Origin of the sequence: Rothia sp. HMSC036D11, from assembly GCF_001814205.1 — a bacterium.
Lineage (GTDB): Bacteria > Actinomycetota > Actinomycetes > Actinomycetales > Micrococcaceae > Rothia > Rothia dentocariosa.
Genome location: NZ_KV815274.1, coordinates 1 through 24,241, shown reverse-complemented (window position 1 = coordinate 24,241; position 24,241 = coordinate 1). Strand labels below are relative to the sequence as shown.

Annotated in this window: 21 protein-coding genes; 15 read left to right on the top strand and 6 right to left on the bottom strand. The window is 54.3% G+C overall.

The genetic code is table 11. The features are described 5' to 3' along the window. The first annotated feature begins 419 nt into the window (after positions 1 to 419). From HMPREF2958_RS01030 to HMPREF2958_RS00995, 8 genes are all read left to right on the top strand, one after another. Positions 420 to 1,283 carry a hypothetical protein gene (locus tag HMPREF2958_RS01030; protein ID WP_070695879.1) on the top strand — a complete coding sequence of 288 codons (864 nt, stop codon included), beginning with the start codon at positions 420 to 422 and terminating at the stop codon, positions 1,281 to 1,283. Between the two features lie 183 nt (positions 1,284 to 1,466). After that, a complete protein-coding gene (locus tag HMPREF2958_RS01025; protein WP_004005894.1) occupies positions 1,467 to 2,210 on the top strand; it encodes a response regulator transcription factor in 744 nt (247 codons plus the stop codon). Between the two features lie 94 nt (positions 2,211 to 2,304). After that, positions 2,305 to 3,861: a sensor histidine kinase gene (locus HMPREF2958_RS01020; RefSeq protein WP_246827973.1), complete on the top strand. Its 1,557-nt coding sequence runs from the start codon at positions 2,305 to 2,307 to the stop codon at positions 3,859 to 3,861. Between the two features lie 128 nt (positions 3,862 to 3,989). After that, on the top strand, positions 3,990 to 4,643 hold the full coding sequence (locus HMPREF2958_RS01015) for a TetR/AcrR family transcriptional regulator (protein ID WP_070695877.1): 654 nt from the start codon (positions 3,990 to 3,992) through the stop codon (positions 4,641 to 4,643). Positions 4,644 to 4,701: 58 nt separating this feature from the next. Then, positions 4,702 to 7,452, top strand: a complete 2,751-nt coding sequence (locus tag HMPREF2958_RS01010) for an MMPL family transporter (protein ID WP_246827972.1) — start codon at positions 4,702 to 4,704, stop codon at positions 7,450 to 7,452. Between the two features lie 125 nt (positions 7,453 to 7,577). Next, on the top strand, positions 7,578 to 8,141 hold the full coding sequence (locus HMPREF2958_RS01005) for a fluoride efflux transporter FluC (RefSeq protein ID WP_210400868.1): 564 nt from the start codon (positions 7,578 to 7,580) through the stop codon (positions 8,139 to 8,141). After that, positions 8,129 to 8,578, top strand: a complete 450-nt coding sequence (locus tag HMPREF2958_RS01000; protein ID WP_013398115.1) for a fluoride efflux transporter FluC — start codon at positions 8,129 to 8,131, stop codon at positions 8,576 to 8,578. Before HMPREF2958_RS01005 ends, HMPREF2958_RS01000 begins: the two co-directional genes overlap by 13 nt. A gap of 183 nt (positions 8,579 to 8,761) precedes the next feature. Beyond that, positions 8,762 to 9,385, top strand: a complete 624-nt coding sequence (locus HMPREF2958_RS00995) for a VanZ family protein (protein ID WP_238789154.1) — start codon at positions 8,762 to 8,764, stop codon at positions 9,383 to 9,385. A 119-nt stretch (positions 9,386 to 9,504) separates the two neighbouring features. On the opposite strand, the gene HMPREF2958_RS00990 is transcribed toward HMPREF2958_RS00995, so the two are convergent. After that, positions 9,505 to 10,473, bottom strand: coding sequence for an MIP/aquaporin family protein (locus tag HMPREF2958_RS00990; protein WP_070695876.1), 969 nt, complete (start codon positions 10,471 to 10,473; stop codon positions 9,505 to 9,507). A 351-nt stretch (positions 10,474 to 10,824) separates the two neighbouring features. On the opposite strand from HMPREF2958_RS00990, the gene HMPREF2958_RS00985 reads away from it, so the two are divergent. Both HMPREF2958_RS00985 and HMPREF2958_RS00980 read left to right on the top strand, forming a co-directional pair. Beyond that, positions 10,825 to 11,079, top strand: a complete 255-nt coding sequence (locus HMPREF2958_RS00985; RefSeq protein WP_172884782.1) for a hexameric tyrosine-coordinated heme protein — start codon at positions 10,825 to 10,827, stop codon at positions 11,077 to 11,079. A gap of 182 nt (positions 11,080 to 11,261) precedes the next feature. Next, entirely contained in the window at positions 11,262 to 12,494 is a 1,233-nt protein-coding gene (locus HMPREF2958_RS00980; protein WP_246827971.1) for an MFS transporter, read from the top strand. Positions 12,495 to 12,565: 71 nt separating this feature from the next. Here HMPREF2958_RS00980 and argE read toward each other — a convergent pair whose 3' ends face one another. Both argE and HMPREF2958_RS00970 read right to left on the bottom strand, forming a co-directional pair. Next, positions 12,566 to 13,840 carry an acetylornithine deacetylase gene (gene argE, locus HMPREF2958_RS00975; protein WP_083313667.1) on the bottom strand — a complete coding sequence of 425 codons (1,275 nt, stop codon included), beginning with the start codon at positions 13,838 to 13,840 and terminating at the stop codon, positions 12,566 to 12,568. Between the two features lie 210 nt (positions 13,841 to 14,050). After that, the gene (locus HMPREF2958_RS00970) at positions 14,051 to 14,575 is read right to left on the bottom strand and encodes a flavin reductase family protein (protein WP_004005883.1); all 525 of its coding nucleotides are present in this window, start codon (positions 14,573 to 14,575) and stop codon (positions 14,051 to 14,053) included. Between the two features lie 541 nt (positions 14,576 to 15,116). Between HMPREF2958_RS00970 and HMPREF2958_RS00965 the strand changes: the two genes are divergently transcribed. The 5 genes from HMPREF2958_RS00965 (at position 15,117) to HMPREF2958_RS00945 (ending at position 20,753) form a co-directional block, all read left to right on the top strand. Further along, a complete protein-coding gene (locus HMPREF2958_RS00965; protein WP_070695875.1) occupies positions 15,117 to 17,171 on the top strand; it encodes a DUF6541 family protein in 2,055 nt (684 codons plus the stop codon). 145 nt (positions 17,172 to 17,316) lie between these two features. Beyond that, positions 17,317 to 18,063, top strand: a complete 747-nt coding sequence (locus tag HMPREF2958_RS00960; protein ID WP_070695874.1) for a glycosyltransferase family 2 protein — start codon at positions 17,317 to 17,319, stop codon at positions 18,061 to 18,063. Beyond that, complete coding sequence (locus tag HMPREF2958_RS00955) at positions 18,053 to 18,472, top strand: DUF2304 domain-containing protein (protein WP_004005880.1); 420 nt, start codon at positions 18,053 to 18,055, stop codon at positions 18,470 to 18,472. Before HMPREF2958_RS00960 ends, HMPREF2958_RS00955 begins: the two co-directional genes overlap by 11 nt. Beyond that, on the top strand, positions 18,462 to 19,337 hold the full coding sequence (locus HMPREF2958_RS00950) for a glycosyltransferase (RefSeq protein ID WP_070695873.1): 876 nt from the start codon (positions 18,462 to 18,464) through the stop codon (positions 19,335 to 19,337). The genes HMPREF2958_RS00955 and HMPREF2958_RS00950 overlap by 11 nt, the downstream gene beginning before the upstream one ends. Before the next feature lie 6 nt (positions 19,338 to 19,343). Beyond that, on the top strand, positions 19,344 to 20,753 hold the full coding sequence (locus tag HMPREF2958_RS00945) for a hypothetical protein (RefSeq protein ID WP_070661641.1): 1,410 nt from the start codon (positions 19,344 to 19,346) through the stop codon (positions 20,751 to 20,753). Positions 20,754 to 20,799: 46 nt separating this feature from the next. Here HMPREF2958_RS00945 and HMPREF2958_RS00940 read toward each other — a convergent pair whose 3' ends face one another. The 3 genes from HMPREF2958_RS00940 to HMPREF2958_RS00930 form a co-directional block, all read right to left on the bottom strand. Next, a complete protein-coding gene (locus HMPREF2958_RS00940) occupies positions 20,800 to 22,029 on the bottom strand; it encodes an acyltransferase family protein (RefSeq protein WP_246827970.1) in 1,230 nt (409 codons plus the stop codon). Positions 22,030 to 22,267: 238 nt separating this feature from the next. Further along, positions 22,268 to 23,362 carry an acyltransferase gene (locus HMPREF2958_RS00935; RefSeq protein ID WP_070695872.1) on the bottom strand — a complete coding sequence of 365 codons (1,095 nt, stop codon included), beginning with the start codon at positions 23,360 to 23,362 and terminating at the stop codon, positions 22,268 to 22,270. Between the two features lie 68 nt (positions 23,363 to 23,430). Continuing rightward, positions 23,431 to 24,241: glycosyltransferase family 2 protein (locus HMPREF2958_RS00930; protein WP_070695871.1), on the bottom strand; the 811-nt coding region annotated here is incomplete at its 5' end.

Below are 24,241 nucleotides of genomic sequence, written 5' to 3'. Positions count from 1 at the left end.
CGGCGGGGGAGGGGTCATTCCGCTGACCCCGCGTCAGCCTCTGCAACCCGGTCAGCAGGCTGTGTCTTAGCAGGAATCGTTTGTGAAGAAGGTAGAGGGTGGCGCATCCAGATTTTACGGCTGGATGCGTCACCCTTTTGCGCACATCATCAAGGGCTCGGAGTTAAATAATATTTGCCTGAGAGTTAAATAATGATTCTGTACCCTCCCAAAAATCCCCGGAATATAAGGGCAAAAACGGGTATTGGGTTAAATAATGGTTTGCGGACTGTTAAATAATGAGCGCTAGAAGGTGTTCGTAGAAGGGTATCTGCGTTTGGTTCCTGTGACCGGCAGAAGCGTGTCTTCGGTGGCGAAGACCTGAGGCGGGGTATATTTGATTCTGTAACTTCCCTCATAGTCACCGATAAGGACTTTTAATGCGTAGACTTTCTGTATTTTCTTTGGGAACTGCTCTGGTTTTTGCCCTGGGTGCGTGTTCATCAGGAACCGCATCTTCATCCAATAATTCCTCGCCCCAAAGCTCGCATGCTGCGGCATCATCCTCCGGCTCGAATACTTCGTCTGCTGGGCAGCAGATTGAAGTATCTGAACTTTTGGAGCACCCGGAAAAGGCGCGGGGCCTTGATTTTATGCGGGATGTTAAGTTTCCAATCACCTGCCCGAGCCACGAATCCGGTAAAAACCCGGATCTTGAAGAACTCAAGAAAAAGGGCATCAGCGAAAAAGAGATAGCGCTGACTGACGATAACAAAGCAGGTAAGCCCCGCCCCAGATCCACCGAATCTGTGGACAGCAAAGATAAGAAATGGACCACTATCAACGAATCCGATGGGTCATGGATCTACGATAAGCGCGGCGATGAACATGGGGAAGTCAAAGCTGATGGAACCTGGACCATGAAAACAAAGAGCCACAGCGCAGAACTGCATGCTGACGGTTCCTGGCAGGAAATCACCGAAGCTAATTACGGGTATGGAACCCGACAAGAAACATACGTTAACGCGGACGGCACCTATCGGTATATTAAAGACCGGGAAGTAAAAGTCATGACCTGCTCTAACGGCTCATGGATTGAAATATTTCCCCAAGAGATACGGGTGGGAGACCGGGATAAAGAAATACTCACCGAGATCACTGATCGAGGAGAGATTCGGGATGAAGACTTCTCGGATGCCCAAACAGCCACTCCATCCCGCGTTAACGGATATGGCTCTCCCGGCGGCGGTGGTGTTGTGCCGCTTCAGGCTCGTACAGTAGTCCCAAGCGGTATTCGCCTCTAAATAATTCCTCATATTGTGGGTGACGTGGACTAATGCGCGTCACCCACTTTTGTGGACATCCTTGTACTGGCGGGTTAGGAATACTGTGTGCAGGCTGTGTAAGGGGCATGTATATTTTATGTTCTGCTCGAAAAGTAGCCACTAAACCTACACAGGCGTTTAAATACCGCTACCCTTAACACTATGAGCAGCAAAGCAACCGAAATCGCTAAAAACCTGCCGACCCTCGAACATCCGGACGGCAGCCCCATTCGTGCCCTAGTGGTCGATGATGAGGAGATGCTCAAAGAACTCGTCAGTATGGGACTGAAGATGATCGGGTGGGAGGTGCAGTCGGCTGGTGACGGACCCGCAGCCTTAGCTATTGCCCGCGACTGGCGCCCCGATGTGCTGGTGCTTGATATTATGATGCCCGGTTTCGACGGTCTGGAACTGTTGGACCGCATCCGGAAATTTTACCCCGAAGTGCCTTGCCTTTTCTTGACCGCGAAAGATTCGGTGGATAACCGCATCGAAGGGCTTGCCGCTGGTGCCGATGACTATGTGACCAAGCCGTTTTCGATGGAAGAGGTTATGATTCGTCTGCACAGGCTGGTGCAGCGCTCGGGTGTTGCCGCTATTGACGATGCCGAACTCGTTGTGGGGGATTTGGTGCTCAACCAAGATACCCGCGAAGTTACCCGTGGCGGTGAACCTATCGCTCTTACGGCAACCCAATTCGACCTGCTGCGTTATCTGATGGAAAATGCGAAGCGCGTGGTCTCTAAAAGCCAGATTTTGGATAACGTCTGGAATTACGATTTTGGTGGTCAGGCGAATATTGTGGAACTTTATATTTCGTATCTGCGGAAGAAAATTGATGTGGGTCGTGAACCTATGATCCATACGGTACGCGGTGCTGGCTATGTAATTCGACCGGCAGTTTAAGCCCCTAATTATGTAAAGCGCCTAGTCAAGGTGTATATATTCTTATATTCCGATTTAGTAATATATCCTGGAAGGGGTGAAGTCTGTGACCATTATGGAAGCTCCCAGTGTTCCCGAGACACAGCCCCCACAGGGTAGTCGAAAAAAACGGGATAAAACCGCTATACGCCCAATGCCGCATCTGCGCAGGCGGCTTATTCTTATTCTCGTTTCGGCTCTAGGAATTGCCTGTTTTATTACCAGTGTCTCAACCTATGCCACACTGCAGAACTCTCTGCGGGCGCAAATTGGCAGTACCCTCAAAGAAACTGCGAATCGCGCTGCCAATCCCAATAATTCTCCCAGCGGTCACGGTTTTGAATGCCTCGATAAATCTAATCCGAAAAACCCTCTTTATACGCCGGGTCAGGGTGCCGGAACCATTAATCTTTGCGTCGATCGACAGGGCGAGTACAAATTTTCGGGGTATTTGAGTGCCGACGGCAGCATCAAGGAGCTCAGTGACAAAGACCGCGCGACTCTGAATGCTCTTCGAGGCACTGCAAATCAAGATAGTCAGCTTACCGAAGTGGACCTTGACGTTGGTAAATACATGGTGAAGGTTTCTTCACCGGGGCCTTCTTCGGACGCGCTTATCACCGGTGTGCCGCTGGGGGCAATGTATCAGACCCTTACCATGCTCTCTATCACAATGGGTATTGGGTCGGTTGCCGTGATGATCGGTACCGGCTTTTTGGGTTCGTTCGTAATTCGCAGAACGATGAAGCCCCTAGAGCGTGTCTCCGGTGTGGCGACCGAGGTGGCGCGCCTCAACCTGGAATCTGACACTATTGCTCCCGAAGTGCGTGTGACCCCCAAAGACGCGAATCCCCGCACCGAAGTGGGGTCTGTAGGGTATGCGCTCAATCAGCTTCTTGATAACGTGAGTTCGGCTCTTGACGTGCGTGAACGTACCGAAAAACAGATACGTGCCTTCATTGCGGATGCATCCCACGAGCTGCGCACCCCGCTGGCCGCTATTAAGGGCTATTCCGATATGCTGCGGTGGACGGAACCTCTCGCCGACGGCGGGCAGTCCTCGCTTGCACGCATCGATTCGCAGACTGAACGAATGTCGCGTCTTGTGGAAGATCTGCTGTTGCTGGCGCGCCTGGACGAAGGGCGTGAACCGAAGTTTGAGAACATCGACCTAACCGAGCTGCTTGTCGAGAGCGTTTCGGATATGCAGGCGGCGGCACGCGACCATATCTGGCGCATGGATGTGCCGGATGAACCGGTTGAGATGATCGCGGACCGCTCGCAGATTCAGCAAGTTATTTTGAATCTGCTCTCTAATGCGCGCAAACATACGGACGAGGGTACGACCGTTATTGCCGGGCTGCGGGTATCTGCGGATCGGCGTGAAGCGCTTATGACCATTGTGGATAACGGTCCCGGAATTGACCCAGAGTTTGCGCCCAAGATTTTTGACCGATTCGCACGGGCAGACAAGGCGCGTTCGGGCTCTGACGGGACGACCGGCCTCGGGTTGGCAATCGTACAGGCGATCGTGCAGGCACACGGCGGGCTGATTTCTGTGCGAAGCCGCCCCGGACGAACCGAATTTTCGGTACGTCTTCCGCTTATGCGGCAGGGGGTTTCGGTCTCATAGAACGCTTGATTTGGGGCTTTCTGGCGAGCAGAGACTTTTTAAACAATATGCACTGAGTGCAGAAATATGTCTGAGCTCACACAAAAAATAGTTGCACTTGGTGCAATATTGCACTTAGTGTAATAACTGTGTGTATTGCCCAAAAGATTGTAGATAAACGCTCCGCGCGTAAAGCCGAGAACCGCATCGCCATTATGGATGCGGCAGAAAAACTCGTGCTCGCAGGCGGTCTTAAGGCGCTCACGGCGGATGCGCTCGCCAAAGAATCCGGTGTATCCAGGCGTACCATCTTCAACCATTTTTCCTCGGTTGAAGCCGCCGTCGTTGAACGCCTGAACGATTACCTGCGCCGTATTTTTGAAGTCATCCCCGACTTCTGCATCCCCAGAGGAGCGCATCCCGAGAGGGACATGCTCAACGGTGTGCGTGCAGCATTCACCACCGAACGCCTTGCCGAGCACGTAGAACCCCACGCTCGGCTGCTGTTCGCCCTTCACGACTACTCTCTCGATAATAAGTTCAATGAGTACAGCTCAACCTCCTATTTGAACTCCATTGAGATGGTCATTGACAAGCTGTGGCAGGAGCGGCAGGACATACCGCGGATGCGCATCGCAATCTTCGGGAACCTCATTGCTTCCGCTATCTGCGAGGGAATCGCGGCCTCCTTCTACGACGCCGAAGGTAACCCACAGCCGCCCGAAAATGCCGAAAAAATGCGGGAAAACATAGAACACTGCCTCGACTACGTCGAAGAGCTAATCGACGGCAAATACACATAGGCGCGGTAAATACGCACACCATACTCAACCGATACAGAGACATTTGAGGAGAACCATCGTGGCTAAGTGGCTATATTCCATAGGTAGCTTTGCCGCACGCAGGGCGTGGGCGGTTATTGCTATCTGGGTGCTTGTTATTGCCGGTGTTGCCGGTAGCTATAGCGCATTCCACGGGCAGCTGAAGACCACCTTCACGATGCCCGGAACCGAAACCCAGCGTCTTACCGACGAACTCTCTGCTCGGTATCCCGATGCTAACCGCGGTAACGGGCAGATTGTTGTAAAGACAGATAACGGGTCTGCAATCACCGAGGAACAGAAACAGGCCTTCATAACCACGCTGAACAGCCTCAAGGATGAGAACTCGGCTGTTGATGCCGTCAGCGATCCCTTCGCCACCGAACAGCAGATAGCCGACGGTAAAAAACAGCTCGAAGAAAGCAAACCTCAGCTCGACGCCGCACCGCAGCGCATTGAGGACGGCAAGAAACAGCTCGAAGAAGCCGGTAAACAGCTTAAAGACGGTAAAGAGCAGCTGGATGCTGCACAAAAACAACTCGATGAAGCCCGCGAACAAGCCAAAGCGGCCGGCGCTCTAGAGTCTATGCGTGAACAGCTCGGCTCCCAACAGGGGCAGTTGGACGGGCAACGCGCCAAACTGGAAGAGTCTCAGAAAGAATATGACGCTAAGTCTGCTGAACTTGCCGACGCTGAGAAAAAACTCCCCGAACAACAGTCGGAATACGCCCGCAAATCTGCGCTTTTGGAGCTGACAAGCGACTACCGAACGGTCTCTGAAGATAACTCGACCGCAATCGCCGGGGTTTTCTTCAAGACAAAGAGTGCAGAAACCCCTCAGGCTGATAAAGAAAAGCTCATGGAACACTTCAAGAGTGCCGATCTGAAGGGTTTGAAGGTCTATTTTGACCAGAATATCGCCGAATCTCCTAATGTGGGTATGGGTATTGGCGAGGTTATCGGTATTGTGGTGGCACTCATTACGCTTATCGTTATGCTCGGTACTCTTATTGCCGCCGGGCTGCCTATCATCATGGCGCTTGTGGGCGTGGTGATAGGTATTCTGGGAACCCTGTCGTTCTCATCCCTCATCGATATGAGCTCAACCACCTATATGCTGGGCATGATGCTTGGTCTTGCGGTGGGCATCGACTACTCACTGTTCATTCTCAACAGGCACCGGTCTAACCTGATGGACGGCATGCCGCTGCGAAAATCTATCGCGGTCGCTAACGGCACCAGCGGTAACGCGGTTCTCTTCGCCGGAACAACTGTGATTATCGCTTTGCTCGCTCTGAACGTGACAGGTATTCCCTTCCTGGGATACATGGGCGATGCGGCGGCACTGTGCGTCTTCGTGGCCGTGTTGATTTCGGTGACCTTGACCCCCGCTATGCTCTCGCTGATCGGCCGCAGGGTCATGTCGAAGAAAACGTGGGCATCTATCGATACTCCCGAAAAGATTGCAGCGCATCACGCCGAGCAGGAAAAGCGTGAGGCTACCCCGCACGGTTGGCTGCGCATCGTGCTCGCTAAACCTGTGGTTACCATTCTGCTCTGTGTGGCGGCACTGGGTGCTATCGCTATTCCCATGGGTCAGATGCGCATGGGTCTTCCTTCGGCAGAAAGCTCGCAGGTGGAAAGCACCGAGTACCAGGCCTACCAGATTGTTAAAGACAAGTTTGGTGAAGGCATGAGCGGTCCTGTGGTTGCAGTGGCACACACCCCTGCAGGTATGAGCGATGCGCAGGCCGAGCAGGCACAGCTCGATATCGCCCATGCGGTTGAGGCGAAAGACCCCGACAACGTAAAAACCGTAGTTCCCATCGGGCAAACCGACGATCACACCCTGCAGATTTTCCAGGTGATCCCCAAACACGGGTCTAGCTCGGTTGAAACCGTGAACCTGGTTGAGAAGCTGCGGCAGGTTGATGTTAACGTGCAGGGTACCGATGTGCGCCTGGGCGTGACCGGTCTGACCGGCGGCAATATCGACGTCTCCAATACGCTGGCGCAGAAACTGCCGCTGTATTTGGCGGTCGTCATGGGTCTGTCGTTTATCGTGCTGATTCTGGTGTTCCGTTCAATTCTGGTGCCGCTGGTTGCTTCGGTTGGGTTCCTCTTCTCGATTCTGGCCAGCTTCGGTGCCGTGGTTGCGGTCTACCAGATGGGCTTCATGGGATCCCTCTTCGGGGTGCACGATCCCGGTCCGATTCTGGCGTTCCTGCCTACCCTGATGATCGGTATTCTCTTCGGCCTGGCGATGGACTATCAGGTGTTCCTGGTCTCCGGCATGCGCGAAGCATATGTGCACGGTAAGGATGCGAAAACCGCCGTCGTCGCCGGGTACAACCATGCGGTGCGTGTGGTGGTTGCCGCGATGATCATCATGATCTCGGTGTTCGGCGGGTTCATCTTCGCCGAATCTTCAATGATTCGCCCCATCGGCTTCGGTCTGGCTTTCGGCGTGCTGGTTGATGCCTTCGTGGTTCGCATGACTATCACCCCCGCAGTTTTGACCCTGCTGGGCGATAAAGCATGGTGGATGCCGAAGTGGCTCGATAAGCTCGTTCCGAATATGGATGTGGAAGGGGCGACCCTTTTGGAAGAGCTGGAACACAAAGACTCGGATAAATCCGACGATGGTGATGAAGCGCCTAGCGAATCTGAGGCACCCGATGATTCCGAGCAGAAAGAAACCGAAACACAGGAATCTGAGACAGCACAGGAATCTGCGGCGAAAAAAGTGGCCGAGGTTGAGATTCCCTGGGCGAAGAAGAAAACTAAATAACCGCTAATACCGTATACCACGCGAGCAGGTCGTATTGTGCCGAGCAGGTAGGAAAATCCTACCTTGTCGGAGCAAAAAAAGACCTGCTCGCGCTTTTTAGGTGATGAGCGGCAGGCTACATAAACGTGCCCATTAACATCTTGGTACCTCAGTGGTCTAAGGTGAAAGTAGGGGATCGCCGCGAGAACACGAGTTCTCACCCCGAGCGCATCGAAGGGGCGCACCGCACGATGGCAGAAAGACGAACGCTCGCCGCATACTTGAACCGCATACCCGCGCCGCTGCTGGTTTTCTTAGGAGGAGGCATAGGTGCCTTCTGCCGCATCCACACACCCGGTGGCGTGCTTGCTGCGAACCTGATCGGATCCTTCACCCTGGGGCTTCTGACTGCGCTGTGGGCATCGCACGCCCGTATGCACGGTGAGGATGCTGTACGCTCGTTCCGCTTCTTATTCGGCGCTGGCATGATGGGCGGGTATACCACCTACTCGTCCATCGCGGCGGTGACCGCGCAGGCGGTATTCATTCATTACACGGTGCACGGGTGGTACGTTCTGCTCAGCCTTGCTGTGCTCTTTATCGGCGGTCTAGTGGCCGCAGCATCGGGTCTTTTTACAGGCGGAAAAATCGCTGCCCGCTGGGAGGCACGCCGTGCCAGTGCTCAAGAGGACTCATCATGTTCTCGCTAACGGTCTTTCTGCTCGGCGGTTTAGGGGCAATGACCAGGTATTTTCTCGACGTCAAAATGTCGCCCCGGCTGCGCACCGAACGCTCCATCATCAGCCCCGTATTCGTGATTAACCTGGTGGGGTCATTCCTCTACGGGCTGCTGATTATGCCGGTCGCTAACCCGAACGCGCTCGATATTCACTACGGCGCCTCCGGATCCGTTATCTTCTGGTGCACCGCCGTCACCACCGGTCTGCTCGGCGGGTTCACCACCTTCTCCACCGCGATGGTCGAAGCGCTTACGGCACGCCGCGAAGGCAAACGGGCCAAGTTCCTGATGCTCTGGCTCGTGCAGGTTATCGGGGCGGTTCTCGCGGCGCTCGCGGGCACGCTCTGCTTCGTCCTGCTGCTGGGGGACGACGTAGCCCCCATCATCCCCATCGATATTTTCTTCTAACCCGGATAGGTAGGGGCTGTCGGGCGCATCCGTGTGGGGTGCAGCACAGGTGAGGGGCGCATTCGGCGGCGTGTGAAGCTCCGGTTCTTTGATGTTGCCCCAATAGCTTTACACTGGTGGTAGGCGAGTTTTTACCACTCACGGCTTGCCTATGACGCTGTACATTATTGACGAGGAATGTGGATGAGGAAACTACTATCGGAGCAGATGGGGACGGTTAGTCTTGAAATCATCTGCGCTACCCTCGCTCTTTTTGCCCTTGGTTTTCTTCTGATGAGAACGCGCGCTCGCCGCGCGGGATCGTCGCTGACAGCCCGGCACTATATCATCACCGGCATATTTTCTCTGTTCTTGGCGGTGGTTTTGGTGCTGACCCTCACCCCCATAGGGGTGGGCGATGGAAAATGCCACTCAGAGCTATACTATCCACGCCTCTATGCTGGCTGGAGCTGGATCCAAGCATTCCAGATGCTGCAAACCCCAGGAACCGGCGGCGCAACCTCGCGGGCATTCGCCCAACTCTTCTTTAACATCGGCCTGTTTATTCCTATAGGGCTGTTTACCGCCGGATGCCTGCGCTGGGGTCTGCGCGCCTCAGCCTTGGCGGGTTTCGGGCTGTCTCTCTTCATCGAACTGAGCCAGCTGAGCGGCAACTGGGGCCTGGTGCCCTGCGCATACCGCACCTTTGACGTGGACGATATTATCAACAACACCGCCGGCGCCTTGATCGGTGCGCTCATTGTGCTTGTGTGGCGTCGGATCCGCCGTCGGATGCGCTACCGCCACCTGCCGGATCATATCGGGTAAAGATCGAGAACTCGGGAGCGAAAAGTTACAGTCGCTGAGGGACGTTATTCCGAGCGTGCGAGGCACCTAATAACGTTCCTCAGCGACTGTAACTTTTCGCTTCCGAACTTAACCTGAGCCTACTGCTGATAGGTTCGCTTCTCGATAATCGGGATGGAACCGGTAGCGGTGTAGGTTGCCGCAGCCCTCGCCGCCGTCGCCTGGGTGTCTTCGCCTTGCGGAATCACCTCTGCGCTGGGTGCGCGGTACAGGTGGCTATTTGCCCAATACGCGAACCCTAAAAGCGCGATGGCGCATGCCGACGAGATGACAACCCACACTGTGAACTCACTCTCGTAATAGAGTTTGAAGAACGCTCCTCCCATAAAACCGCCCACAAGCGGGGCAAAGACGGGAACCCACGAATAGAACCAGCGTGAGGTTCCTTTATTGTGAATGGGCAGCAGAGCGTGCATAATGCGCGGCCCCAGATCGCGCGCAGGGTTCAGGGCGTAACCGGTCTGCCCGCCTAGCCCGACCACGAGCACCGCCACCATAAAGCCGAAGGCGAGGGGTTTGAGCACATCGTTGAGGTTCAGGGAGAGTTCCACGCCGCCGGTGGTAATCGTGGGCTTGAAGTTCACGCCGGTGTACAGCGCCGAGAAGACGAGCATGAAAGTACCGATAATTTCGGAAAGCGCGTTCGTGAAGTAGTTGTGAATGGCTGGAACTGTGGAGAATACGCCGAGCTTAATTTTCTGATCGGCGGTGGCCTTCCAATGCGGCAGGTAGTTCAGGTACACCAGCCCCGCGCCTGCCATGGCTCCGAGAAGCTGGGCGATCACATACCCGGGGACCTTAGCCCAATCAAATTCGCCAAAAGCCGCCAAGCCTACAGAGACCGCGGGGTTCAGGTGCCCGCCGGAATACGGGTGTGAGGCGTAGACACCGAAGGCTACGGCAAAACCCCAGCCGAAGGCGATAGTGAAGAAGTTGTCGCCGTGCCCTTTGGAGCGTCGTAGCTCGACGGTGGCGATGGCGCCGCATCCGATAGTGCACATGATGAGTGTACCTAGGAATTCGGCGAGGTAGGGGCTGATGGTGCGCACGGAACCCTCCGCTTGTGTTTATGTTGGAATATTTGGTTTTATATGTGTTTCTATAAGACGTGATGAAGCTCGAAATAGCAATACTTTGGGATAAAGTAACCCAAAGACATAAGCGGTATTCGTGGGTTTGTGTGGAAAAGTGGGGCGTACATCACGTGTGAAAGTCCAGGGTTTGGAGGCGAATCACGCGTGTTTAAGCGGCACGGATGTTGATGCGGTTTTTGCGTGCCGATGCGGTGCTGGCTATAAGGGGTGGCTTAACCCGAGCATCAGGGGAAACTTGCTTGAGGGTGCCCGGGTCAGTTCATTACGGTGGCGTTGAAGGAGTATATGCAGATTGGAGTATTTACCATGAGTCAGCGACTTCCGGCAGAAGAACTACAAGGCATTCCCGGCGGTACTCTCATCACCGAAACCCCCGAAGAAGGACGGCAGCTGGCGATGCTCATCGCACGGCACACCATCCACCAGATTCAGCCTAACCCGGACGCTCTCAAAGCGGGACGCCCGGAATACGCGGTAGACCCGGACTCGCTGACAGCTGCGGCGCAGGTGGTAGCCATCGAGTTCCAGACCATCGCGGCAGCCAACAACTACTGGCGCTAACCCTCACCTAGATTTACCCGGTAAAAAGTGCCTTTATGTGAATAAAGCGGGTTTTTAACGCTTTATTCACATAAAGGTACTTTTTATGCGGGATGCTAGAGAATAGAAAATAAGGATGCACGGCACATGGAACCCTCTTCCATATTCGCGTCCTGACTAGCTATAAAAATCAGGAGAAACAGGTGAGCGCCACATATACCGCACGTCAGATCGTCTGGTCGAGCAAATCCCTAATACCCATGGCGCTCGCCATGATTGCCGCCGGATTTGATTTCTATGTGCCGGTCAGCGCGTTCTTCCTGGAAAGCCGTGGGTTATCGCTCACCGATATTTTCATGCTGGAAAGTGTTTTGGTCGCTAGTATTTTGGTGGCTGAAATTCCTGCCGGGATTATTGGCGACCGTTTCGACCGCCGGAGACTCGTAGGTGCCGGTTTTGTGTTCAACGCGATTGCTGAGATTCTTTTTGCAGCTGGCACAAATTTCTCCATTTATGCTCTTTCGTTTGTGATGAGTGGGCTGAGCATTGCCATGCTTACGGGGGTGCAAGACGCCTATATTTATGATTCCCTTGGGGATGATGCTGATGCGAAAGCGGTTGGCGCGTGGGGGCATCTTAGTGCCCTGATGCTCACCGCGGGGGTAACAGGTTCCGTGGTGGGTTCTGCGTTGGGGTCCGTCGATATTTCACTGCCCGCTCTGTTATCGGCGGCAATGGCTGTAGTTGCGGCAGTTTGTGTGGCGTTTTTGCCGCGGCAGAATCCGAAAACTCACGATAAACACCCTGAAACTTCGTGGGTTTCGCTAAAAATAGGCGTGAAACTACTTTTTACCTCACCGCTTCTGCTGTACGTTGCGGTAGGTTCGAGCGCATCCTTTGCACTTTTCAACGCGGTGTACACGCTGAACCAGCCGCTTTTTGCCGCACAAGATGTGCCTATTGCAACATGGGGCGTGATCGCTGGTACCGGTCAGCTCCTTGCGGCAGGGTATAACTATGCGGCGGGGCGTATCGAGAAGCGGGTAGGGCGCAAAACCGCGCTTCTGCTGGCCATGGGGTATGGTGCCGCGGGCTTCTGCCTGATGGCGGTGCCGCATGTCCTTGCCGTGGTATCCGGGTTCTTACTCGTGGTGGTGGGTATTCACGCACGCGGGCCGATCACCTCTGCTGTAACTAATAAACTGATTCCTGCACATCGCCGCGCCACAGTGCTGAACGTGGCAAGTTCTGTCGGGAGCCTCGTGGGTATTGTGGTGAACCCGCTCGTAGGTCTGGGTGCGGAAACGAGCACGCGCCTCACCGTGCTGGCGATCGGCGGTGTGTTGTTGGCACTAACCCTCACCTGGATTCCAATTGCTAATCGTTACTTGGGGGCAGATGAGGATGCTGACACGTCGGAAGCTCCCGTTTCGTAGGCTATTGCGCATGCGGCGAAATAACCCGCGAAATGCGCAATAACTCGCCGCATAGAAAAGCGGGGGAGGACCTACTGCGAGGCCCACCTCAGGATTGCCTCAAAGAAGCGCTCGCATTCGCGAAGCTGTTCCAGCTCAATCCATTCATTGGCGGAGTGTGCTTGGGCGATATCGCCGGGGCCGCATACCACGCTCTCAATACCCGCGCGCTGGAACTGCCCCGCCTCCGTACCGTAGGTGACCTTTTCGGGCGCCTCGTTCGTGCCCAAAAGCTCGTTCATGAGGGCTATGATGGGGGCGTCGTCTGCCGTTCCCAGACCGGGCACGGCGGCAAGAAGCTCATGTTTGATCTGAACACGCTCCTGCAAAACCCCCGAATGCGCACCGGAAAGCTCCTCTGCCTTCCGGGCGCGCGCCTTCAGATTCGGCAGGATCTTGTCGAAAAGCTCATCCTCAATCAACTCCACCACAGACTCGGTTGTCATTGAGGGCAGCGTGCGCAGATCATATTCAAGCTCGGCGTATTCGGCCACAATATTGTATTGCAGCCCCCCGCGCACAAAATTCACCCCGCCGGTCGCATAGGGAACCATGAACGCATCGTCAAAAGGCCCCTCAGACTGCCACGTGTCGGCGAGGCGAGAGAAGAAAGTAATGAACTCGCCAGCGGCATTGACCGCACTCACGCCGTGCGGCGCCAATGATGCATGCTTCGCCGTGCCGGTGATCTCCACGCGTCCACGATGCGCCCCCTTATGCGCAGAAATCACGCGCATACTCGACGGCTCACCCACGATCGCGAACTGAGGTCTGATATTGCGGTTCACAACATCTTCAAGCATGGTGGGTGCACCCACGCACCCGATTTCCTCGTCGTAGGAGAACGCGAAATGCAGCGGAACCCTCAGCTGCGCCCGCGCGACCTGCGGCAAGAGCCACAGTGCCACGCCTAGGAAGCCTTTCATATCGCATACGCCACGCCCGTAGGCACGCGAACCCTCAACCCGCAGCGTGAACGGATCGGAATCCCAGGTTTGCCCCTCGACCGGAACCACATCGGTGTGACCGGAAATCACGATGCCGCCCTCAGTCGAACCATCAGCAGCGGGCACGGTAACCCACAGGTTCGCGCGAGTCTGATCCGCGTTATAGGTGCGCTGCCCGGTGTACCCGTAGCGCGCGAATTCCGTCTCGATAAGCTCGATAACGCCCAGATTTGAGGTGCCCGAGATGCTGGGAATGGCAACTAGGCGGCGCATCCACTCCAAGGACTGAGGCTCTATAGGGATGTCGGATGCTGTGCCGCCGGCGTGCGCTGCGCTCTGGGCGGGGTCCTCGGTGCTCACGGATTCTCCTTCGATGCTGTGGCTCTGTGTGGGGTTATGTGGCTTACGTTCTCTTTAATACCTTAGCGCGTCTGCCGCCTCTATGGACCTGTGAATTGGCTTTCATGCATAGTAAAAAGGCTCTTGGGAGTGAATTAAAGCGGGTTTTCTAGCGCTTTAATTCACTCCCAAAAGCCTTGATGCAGCCATATGATGCAGTCTGCGGCAGGTTTAGATAGCGTAGTCTACGTTGGAATGCTTGCCAAGCGCATGGAAAGAACGCGAATGATAAACCAGGGGAGTGCCGCCCAAATCGTGACGAATAAATTCCTCAACCCTGGCGGTGAACACGAGAGCGGGGCCAGCCTCCACACGGCTGAGCGGGGTGGCACGCAGCACGCGCCGTACCCCATGCACGAGCGGCTCGCCGCTGGAGAGGAACTCCCATGAAGACTTATCCGCAAAACGGGGGTAGCCGTGGGTGGCAAAATTCTTGGCGAGCTGCACATTCTCGGCGTCAAGCATATGGATGAGGAATGAGGGAGCGGCCGCGATCTTACCGGCAGATCCGCTGTCTGCCTTGAGGGAAAACGCTACAATCGCGGGTTCGGCGGCGACCGAGGTGAGTGAGGATGCGGTAAAACCCGCGGGCTCGCCAGCATCATCGGTGGCGGTAATAACGGCAACTCCGGCAGGATGATGCCCGAATGCTTGCTTGAAAAGCTCTGATGTTTCTGATTCTAGAGGCTCAGCCATAGTTAAGACCTTTCTCATGCTGCATCGTCAGTGAATGTGGGGCAAACTATCTTTAGAGTAAAACGCCGCCGCCGCTAGCACACGTTTATTGCTCAATATTTCTCTGACAGGGCTTTTATGACGGGCACCAAGCAACATTACGTAATAAAACCTGGGATTTGGCAGGTTCTTGTGTCGAATGCGTCCACAGTACAACGGGTGGAAGGCTCCATGACCGAAAGCAAACCTGCCCCGGAATTTGTGATGCACCAGGTTCCGGTATTTGACACGCACAAAGACCATCGAGTTCCGGGGATAACCCGCGCAAAACATTTGGAAAGGCTCTCTCAGCGAATCGTATACCGCTGATACCTTGCGGAAACCTATGAATCGCCACACAGACATGCATAAAAAGGCGTGAAAAATTGTACTCAGACGTATTGCCACTACTATGGAAACTAAAGGTTTACATCGCAACACATATAAAACGTACACAAGCACAAGCAGCATACGGCACACTTGAGCCCGCCACGGCAAAACATAGTCACAAGGAGATAACCGCATGGAAACGACCTGGGCTTCGCTCACTATCCCGTTGATAGTGGGTGCTCTGATAATCCTTATTCCGGGTCTTATCGTTGCTTTGGCTATGCGGCAGCGCGGTGTGGAGGCGTTAGGTCTTGCCGCCCCTATTTCCGTGGGTATATTTGGGGTGAGCGCGATTTTTGCCTCCAAAGTGGGGGTACGTTTTTCATTCCTGATTCCGTTCGCTTTCGCGGTTATTCTCGCCGGTCTGGGGTATTTGATCTGTCGCCTGCTTGGCAGTCGAGGCTGGCTGGATTTTCCCGCCCCGCAGAAACGGCGCGATCAGCAGGAAAACACCGCAATTGTGCGTTCTGGCTGGTTTACCCCGCAGACTCTTGCAGCGGGGCTTAGCGTTCTCGTTGGCTTTATCTTGCTGTACATCAGCATTGCCCGCGCTATCGGACGTCCCGAATATATTTCGCAAACCTATGACGTCAACTTTCACCTCAACGCCATTCGCTATATGGCAGATACGGGTGATGCTTCCTCGCTGACCATCGCAAATATGACCTCGGGCGGGGAAGCACCGACCTTCTATCCCGCCGTTTGGCATGGTATTGCCACGGTTATTTACCAGGTAACGGGCATAAGCGTACCCGCCACAGCAAACCTTATGAGCGTTTTGGTGGGGGCGGTAATCTGGCCGCTGTCGGTCATGTATCTGGTGCGTTCCACAATGCGCGCCAGCATTCCGGCCCTGCTCAGCGTGGGTGTTATTTCGGCATCGTTCACGGCGTTCCCCATGCTGCTCATCAACTTCGGTGTGCTTTACCCCAATAGCTTGGGTCTTGCGCTTCTTCCCACCGTGCTGGGCTTGTTCGCCCAGCTTCTGCGCACGGTACAGGCGCGCCGCATCGAGACGGTTCCGGCGCTGTACATGGGCTTTTTCATGGCGCTGGGGCTCGCATTGGCGCATCCTAACGTCTTGATGACTATGCTCGCGCTCGCTCTGCCTATTATTTTGGTGCGTGCGGCGCTTCAGATTCGTGCGGCGTGGCGCGGCGAACTCAAACCGCTTGTCTGCGTTATACAGTTAGTTCTCTTGGCGATATACCCGATTACCCTAAATATCCTGTGGGGTATCGTTCGTCCGCCTCGCGAGGCGGGCGGTTGGGAACCCACGCAATGGGACAGCACGGCCGTGGGTGAAGCTCTCCTGAACGGTCAAATGAGTAATGGTTTGCTCTGGACCGTTTCCGTGCTTGCTTTTATGGGCGCATACTATCTGCTGCGTACCCGAAGCATCGGCGTTTGGCTGCTGCTCAGCTGGGTGTATGTGATGTACTTCTATGTTGCCGCCCGGTGGATGGTCTGGGACGACGGGCGCGACTGGGTTTTGGGCGTGTGGTACCACGATCCGTTCCGCCTGGCCGCGAATGTGCCAATTCTGGCGGCTCCGATGGCCGTTGTTGGTGTGCACGCCGCGTATCAGTGGCTTAAGGCGTTGATTGCGGTTCTGGGCGAGCGCATCACACCACTTAAAGAACACGGCGGAATTATATCCCTGGCGCTGGCAGTTATTCTCTTGATTCCGCTGGGTATCAACCTGCAGACAGATCCTAATATCCAGGGTTATATTAAAGGCACCCAGGAACGGTATCTTCCCAAGTCAGACGCCTTACTCCTCTCGGCCGATGAACGTGACGTGATTGAGCATCTGCATGATTACGTGCCAACTGGAGAAACCGTAATTGTGCAGCCCTGGACCGGCAGCGCAGTGACGTATGCGCTCACCGGATATAAGGTGACGGCTGCGCATCCTCTGTACACGGCTACCCCCGATGCCCGTGAGATCTATCAGCACCTCAACGAGGCCGCCGATAACCCTGCCGTATGCTCTGCGGTGCAAAATTCAAAGGCATACTATTACCTGGACTTTAAGGGACGGGAGATTAACGAAGAGATTCGTGGAGATCATCGTTCCCAGTACCCCGGTCTGGAAAATCTGCAGCAGAAAGGCGTCGCGGAGCCTGTGTACTCCAAAGGCGAGGCAACTCTTTACCGCATTACGGCTTGTGGTACCCCTCAGTAATGAGCGGTATTCCCTGTTGAGAACATACATACACTGTGGCAGCGGCGGCTGTCACGGGTATTTCAATGCTCTCTGCCTTTGACTGATAGACTGAGTACAGTCATAACACGTGTATTCCAGTATCACCGAGAGGAATCCCCTACGCATGAGTTCAGAGAGTTCGCAGCCGATGCCGCGCACACTCGTCATTATGCCTGCGTGGAATGAGGAAGAGGTTATCGGTAACACTATCACTGAGCTCTTACAGAGGGTTCCCGAGGTAGATCTGGTTGTGGTGAACGACGGTTCCACGGATCATACCTCAGAAATCGCGCGCAGAGCCGGTGCTTTTGTGATCGATCTGCCCTACAACATGGGGGTAGGGGCGGCAATGCGCACCGGGTATAAATATGCTCGCCGCGCCGACTACGATTATGCGATGCAGGTGGATTCCGACGGTCAGCATGATCCTATGTGCATTCCAGATTTGATTGCGCACGCGCAGGACTGCGATATTGTTATTGGCTCCCGATTTGCGGGCTCGGGCGAATACAACGTATCTGGCCCTCGAAAATGGGCGATGAGCCTGCTTTCACACCTTTTCACCCGCGCCGCGAAAACCCCTTTCACCGATGTGACGAGCGGCTTCAAAATCGCCAACCGCAGAGGTATCAAGTTCTACTGTAAATTCCTGCCCGCTGAGTATTTAGGCGATACCATCGACGTTACCGCTATGGCTATTCGACAGGGTCTGCGTGTGAAGCAGACCCCCGTGAGAATGCGCGAGCGTCAAGGCGGAACACCTTCCTCCGGTCCGGTGAAATCGGCGGTTTATCTTGTTCGTTCACTTTTTGCCTACTGGATTTCGATGAACCGTAAAAAGACTGATAGGAAGGATCAGCATGAGCGCTAGTATATTCTTCCTTATCGTTGCGCTGTGTATTTGTACGCTCGTTATTATTCAGGTGCGCAACCTGAAGATGAAAGAAAAATACGCGGCCCTGTGGCTGGGCGTCGGTGCCGCCATTATTGTGCTGGGAATATTCCCCGGTTTGCTGGACGGTATTACCGAATTTGTGGGTTTAACGCTGCCGGTTAACCTGCTCTTCCTGCTCTCTATCGTGCTGTTGATGTCCGTATGCCTGCACCTCACCTTAGAGGTCTCCAGGCTTTCGGAGAAGACGCGCATCCTTGCCGAAGAAGTGGCTATCTTGCGGGCGCTTCACGAGCAGCCCGGTGGTGCGCCAGCGCATCGCACCCCGCAAGATCCCGATCAAGACCCCCAAGACTCAACCTCTGGAGCTGAACACGATGACCGTTGATATCCTCTTCCCCTACTACGGCGATGTTTCAATGATGAAGCAGGCTGTGCTCTCTATCGTGCGGCAGACCAACCCCGACTGGCGCCTGATTGTAGTGGATGACGGCTACCCGGATGAGTCTATCCCCGGCTGGTTTGCCTCGCTGAACGATGAGCGTATCACCTATATGCGCAATGAAACGAACCTGGGCGCAAACGCCAACTACCGTAAGTGTCTGACCTTCGTAGAGAACGATCTCGTAACCGTTATGGGCGCGGATGACGTGATGCTCCCCAACTATGTGCAGTGGCTGGTAGACTCCGCCTCCGCCCACCCAGAAGCCAGTATTTTCCAGCCCGGTGTGGTGGTTATTGACGAAAATAATGCGCTGTCTAATACCCTTGTGGAGCGCACGAAAGAACACTACCGTCCTGCGGCTGAGGCGGTTCTTCAGGGTGAAGAGCTCGCGGTTTCTCTGCTGCGCGGCGCCTGGTTCTATTTCCCCTCGCTCGGTTGGCGTGCTGAGGCTATCGTAGATACCGGATTCCGTGAAGGCCTTAACGTTATCCAAGATATGGCGCTTATCCTCGATATTACGATGCGCGGCGGCGCCCTCTACTACGATCCGCAGGTAGCCTTCATGTACCGTCGTCACGGTGGTTCCGACTCATCATGGCGTGCACTGGAAGGCACCCGCTTTGAAGAGGAACGCGGCTACTACAAGACGATGGCCGCCGAGATGGACGAGCTCGGGTGGAAGAAGGCTGCGCGGGTGGCGCGCATCCGCTTCTCATCCCGTGCTCACGCGCTGACGCTGCTTCCGAAGGCGGCCCTGGCGAAGAAATGGCAGGGCGTGAAGAACCTTGCCGTTCATGTGGTGAAGTAAGGTCCAATGGCTGGCGCGAAGAACACACCCCAGGATGACCCCGCCCCAGAGAACATAATCCCCGAGAATACGGATCAGCAGGGCACAGCCGGCGGGACTATCAGTCGGTATCAATCTATGGCGCTTTTAGCGTCCTCGGTGCTGACGGCGCTGGCGACTTTAGGCACTACCGTTATCGCCAATCATGCGCTCGGCGGTATCCAGATGAAAGAGTTTCTGCTGTTCTGGGGTGCACTCTTCGCGGTAACCGGTATTATTACGGGCATTCAGCCAGAGGTAACGCGTGCGGTCGGCGCAGCACGGCGTGACGGCGTGTACCGGGTGCGCGTGGTATATGTTGCCGGTGCTTTCGGCCTGTTAGCGGGGCTTCTCGTGGTGCTCACCTCCCCGTTGTGGGCGCACGATCAAATTCCTACGAATACCCCGTGGGCGGTAGGATCCATTGCCGCTGGTGTAGCCTTTTACGCATTGCAGGCGACCATGAGCGGTGCCAGTGCTGGGCGCGACAGCTGGTATCTCTTCGCCGGGATCGGCGCCCTAGAATCGGCGGGTCGTCTTGTACTGATGATCGCCGCAGCATTCGCGGTTCCCACGCTCACGGGTCTGGAAGTCGCCACCGTAACCCCTATGGCGTTGTGGATACTTCTTGCTCTCTTTCTTCCCGGCGGGCGTAAAGCCTGGGCGGCACGCGCCGATATTGAGGTCAAACAGCTCAGCATGAACCTGATCTGGTCGTTCCTGTCCTCGGCATCCGCCGCTGTGATTATGATGGGTTTTCCCAATATTTTGGACGGCAGCGAGCCGAACCAGAGTGAACACACCAAACTCGTTATGGGTGCGCTCTTTTTGGCGATTTCGATTACGCGCTCGCCGATTATGATTCCCCTGCAGGCGTTTCAGGGGGTGGCTGTTTCGGCGTTCTTGAAGCAGCAGCATCGCCCGTTGGCGGCTTTTCTAAAGCCTGCTGTGGCGGTGCTGGGGCTCGGGGCTTTCGGTGCTGGTGCCGCATACCTGGTAGCTCCTATGCTTTTTAGGCTGATTTACCCGCCGGAAGCTAATCAGAATGATGCCTATGCCGAAGTTATCACCGGTACAGTCATGGCGGTATTGGTTTTTGCCTCCGCCGTGCTGGCGCTAATTTCCCTGTCGGGGAATATGGTGTTGGCTATTGGGCGCCATCGTGCGTATGTAACGGGGTGGGCAACCGCCGCCGTGGTAGTTATCGCGGTAGCGTTTTTAACTCCTCTTCCGGTGGTGGGGCGAGCCCTAGTTGCGCTCTATGCGGGTCCTATCTGCGGGTTCGTGGTGCATCTGGCAGCGATGAGGATTCACGCCCGTTCCGCGCAGGCGCTCAGTGAGGGCGAGGCTTTACGGGAAATGCTGGTTGAGAATACAGCACGAGGCGAAACCCACTAATACGTATAGAAAAGGGGCGGCTAAGATAAGCCGCCCCTTGACGCTTTTATGAGAACTGTATGGGATGCCCCAGAGGATGCGGTATCTGAGCCACTGCGGGCTCATCCGCCTGTGATGCGGGCGTATCTGATGTACTGTGCGTGGTCGGCGGGGATGGTTCCCTGCGTTTGCTGCCCGTTACAATGGGATGCCGTGCCAGGTTCATCGCGGGTTTTTCGATAAACATCCAGGAAAGCCAGGCAATGCCGAAGGTGAGTATCAGATCCAAGAAAATATTGGCCGCTAAGCCCAGGGATATAGACCCGAGCATCACCAGAATTTGTTGTACTGGCCACGCATACACATATACGCCGTAGGAAATGTCATTGGTGCGCGCCCACGAAACGTTGATGGAGCATCCTAAACCAATGATTCCGTAGGCGAGAATAAGCTGGGTCCACTGCAAAACATTCGCATGCGGTACCAGCCAGGTGAAATACACTCCGGCTGCAACGCACAGAACCGACAGCATCGGGTAAACCCTGATTTTGCGGCTCAGCAGATAAAGTAGGGAACCCGCAAAGAAAAGCGGGTACATACGTGCCGAAGCGTTGAGGTCGCGCGGATGAAGCCCGAATGCCTGACTCATAAAGTCGTACCCCAGATATTGGTTACACAGGTAGTAGCTCAGGCTTATGAGGTATGACAGCGGAATAAAGATTTTCAGATTCTTTCGAATCAAGGGCAGGTAAAAGAGCGGAAGCAATAGGAGGTAGCAGAAGAATTCATATTCTAGGCTCCAGACAGACCCATTCCATGAAGGAAATTCCAGAGGAACGTCAATGGGCCCGCCAAAGAGCGGGTACTGAAGCGCCATCAGATCGTAATTGCTGCGAATGTAGTGAAGAGCATCTGCCCAGTCCCACCCCGTTGCGGTGTGCCCTGTTATGACCGAGATCGGACCGCCAAGAGCAACCACAAAAAGAATAGAAACCCAATAACCGGGAAAAATACGGAGCACACGTTTAACAAGATAAGAACCTGCCCCGCTGCGGTAGGCGCTATGCGCAATCAGAAAACCTGAAATGCAGAAAAATGCATTAACCGCGTAGTCACCAAATACATAAAAGTTATGCATAAGAGGATGCTCATCTACTTTGGCGCCCATGACAAGGTAGGGTGTATGGGAGAAAATCACGCAAGAAGCGAGAATAAGTCTTAAAAAATTGAGTGAATTGGCACGCTCAAATACCCCTTCATAAAGCGTAGGGTATCTCTGTATATTGTTATGCAGCACGCGGTTGCTCCTGAGTTATTAGACGATCTACAGTGACCATCAGTGAGTGACATAAACTATCTAAATTCTACCTGAACAGTGTGCTTTACATGATCTTATTTAACGGTAGAAATTTAACAGTCTTTCTCGGTGAACTCGCTTATATATTGAGGGCGAGTTTATGCTTCCACAAATTTCGCAGCGTTGCGTCAATATACTGTGGGTAAACCCCTCAGACGATTTCTCGGAGTAAAACTTATTAGGGCAGAATCCAGCGGCGTACCGGAGGAATGAGCCGCAGCATCCACACAATCACGGCGGATAAAGCCCACACGAAGAGTGCATAGGGAACTTCCCACTGCACTTTAGTCAGAGAGAAGTTTACCGCCTGTAGAATTTGGATGATAAGAAGATGTACCAGATAAACCCCGAACGTGAGTGCCGCAAGGCGTTTTAGAATATTCTGCACTGTGGGCGATGCTTGACCAATGCGTGAATACTTGCAGAACACCAAGACTGCGCTTGCCCATAAAATTGCTGGAACTGCAAGGTATCCGTGTACCAGAGGCACGAACGTTGGGCGATGCTCAATTAAATAAGCACTGCCAAAGATAAATCCTCCTAATCCCACGATGCCCAACAGATAAATAACGATGCGCCACGCACGAGAAAACTCGGTATTGGCAAGTGCATACCCAAGAAGACAGAACCCAAGATACCCGGTGATGGGTGCAACAAACTCGGGTAGGACGTGAGGGTAGATCAGGTGGATTGCTTGGGTGATAATCGGTAGAAAAAGCCCGAGCGCCGCCATAAGCCAGAAGAATCCGGTGCGTGCCGTGGTAGCTTGTTCCGTCTGAGCACCACGTATGGCGTAAGAGAAAATCGGAAGCACTAGATAGACGCCGACTAATGCCTCAAGGTACCAGAAGGTGGCTGCCTCGCTACTGGGGGCTACTAATGTTCGCAGAATTTCGTGAACTCCGGGAAACGGAGTAGAACCCGTCCACATATGAACGAAAAGATAGACCTGTGCCCATAAGATCATGGGAATCAGAATTTTGGTAAAACGTTTGCGATAGAACTTTCCTATAGACTCGCGGCGAGTAAAATCCAAGAGATTAATACCGGTCGCCATAAAGAACAGTGGAACTGCCGCAACCCCGAAGCCAGATAGGATATTTTCAACCCACCACGCCGAAGATGACGGATTATCCGGGCTAATAAAACGCACATGCAGGAGTACCACCCACATGATTGCCATCGAATTGATGAGGTCAAGGTACACACGGCGCTGCTTTGAGGATTTTGTTCCCTTAAGGTGAAGGGAATTATCGCGTGTGGAGCCTACCATACCAACCCTTTGTGTTCTATGACTGCTGTTTATGCTTATAGATACGTGACAGTACCAAAATTCATATTCTACATTTTATAAGTACGCTTTATATATATTCCGTATAAAACACGGTAGAGTTTTGGGGAAGTTTTAAGAAGTACTCCCGCTGCTCCAAAGACTCGATTGGTGCGAAGCGCTGTGAGCGCTTGTGCATAGGTGAAGCCTTTGCGGCATTCACGTAGTGTCTCTCGCGCACTATGACCGCCGACCACTAGCGCTTGCTGGGCGTTGTTAAGAAACGCAAGAACTCGCGCGACGGTTAGGGCTTTTTGCGCATCGGGCTCACTGCGGCGCTCTCCGAGAGCTTCCTCAAAATATGCGATAAGACGGTGTGTTTCTTCTACCGGGGTGATGCGACTCCACGTCAGACTGTCTGGAGTTACGGAGTAGCTGTAGAGAGGATCGTCTATTACTGATACGCTCTGTGCCGCCAAGTAGCACTTGAGGAGAGCACATTCATCTTCGGCACGCTCAATATCGGGGTAACGAACATCGTTGAAAAGAGAACGGCGAATGATTTTATCCCAAGCATAGGGGGAAAGTTCATCTTGCAGAAGCTCGTAAGCTGCTTGTTCACCGGTGCGTATACCCGGTGTACCCTTGAGTCGTTTAGTCTTGTGCCCCCGCGTATCTACCATGTTATGAGCACAATTCACCACGTCTGCCCCGGTAAGCTCGGCCTGCTGATGTAGCCGTTCCAAAAAGGTAGGTTCGAGGGCATCATCAGAATCGGGGAAAACTACCCATTCACCCCGTGCATGTTCAAGTCCCTGATTACGCATAGCAGAGAGGCCTTTATTTTCGGGGTTGTTGAAGATGTGGATGCGGGTGTCGGGG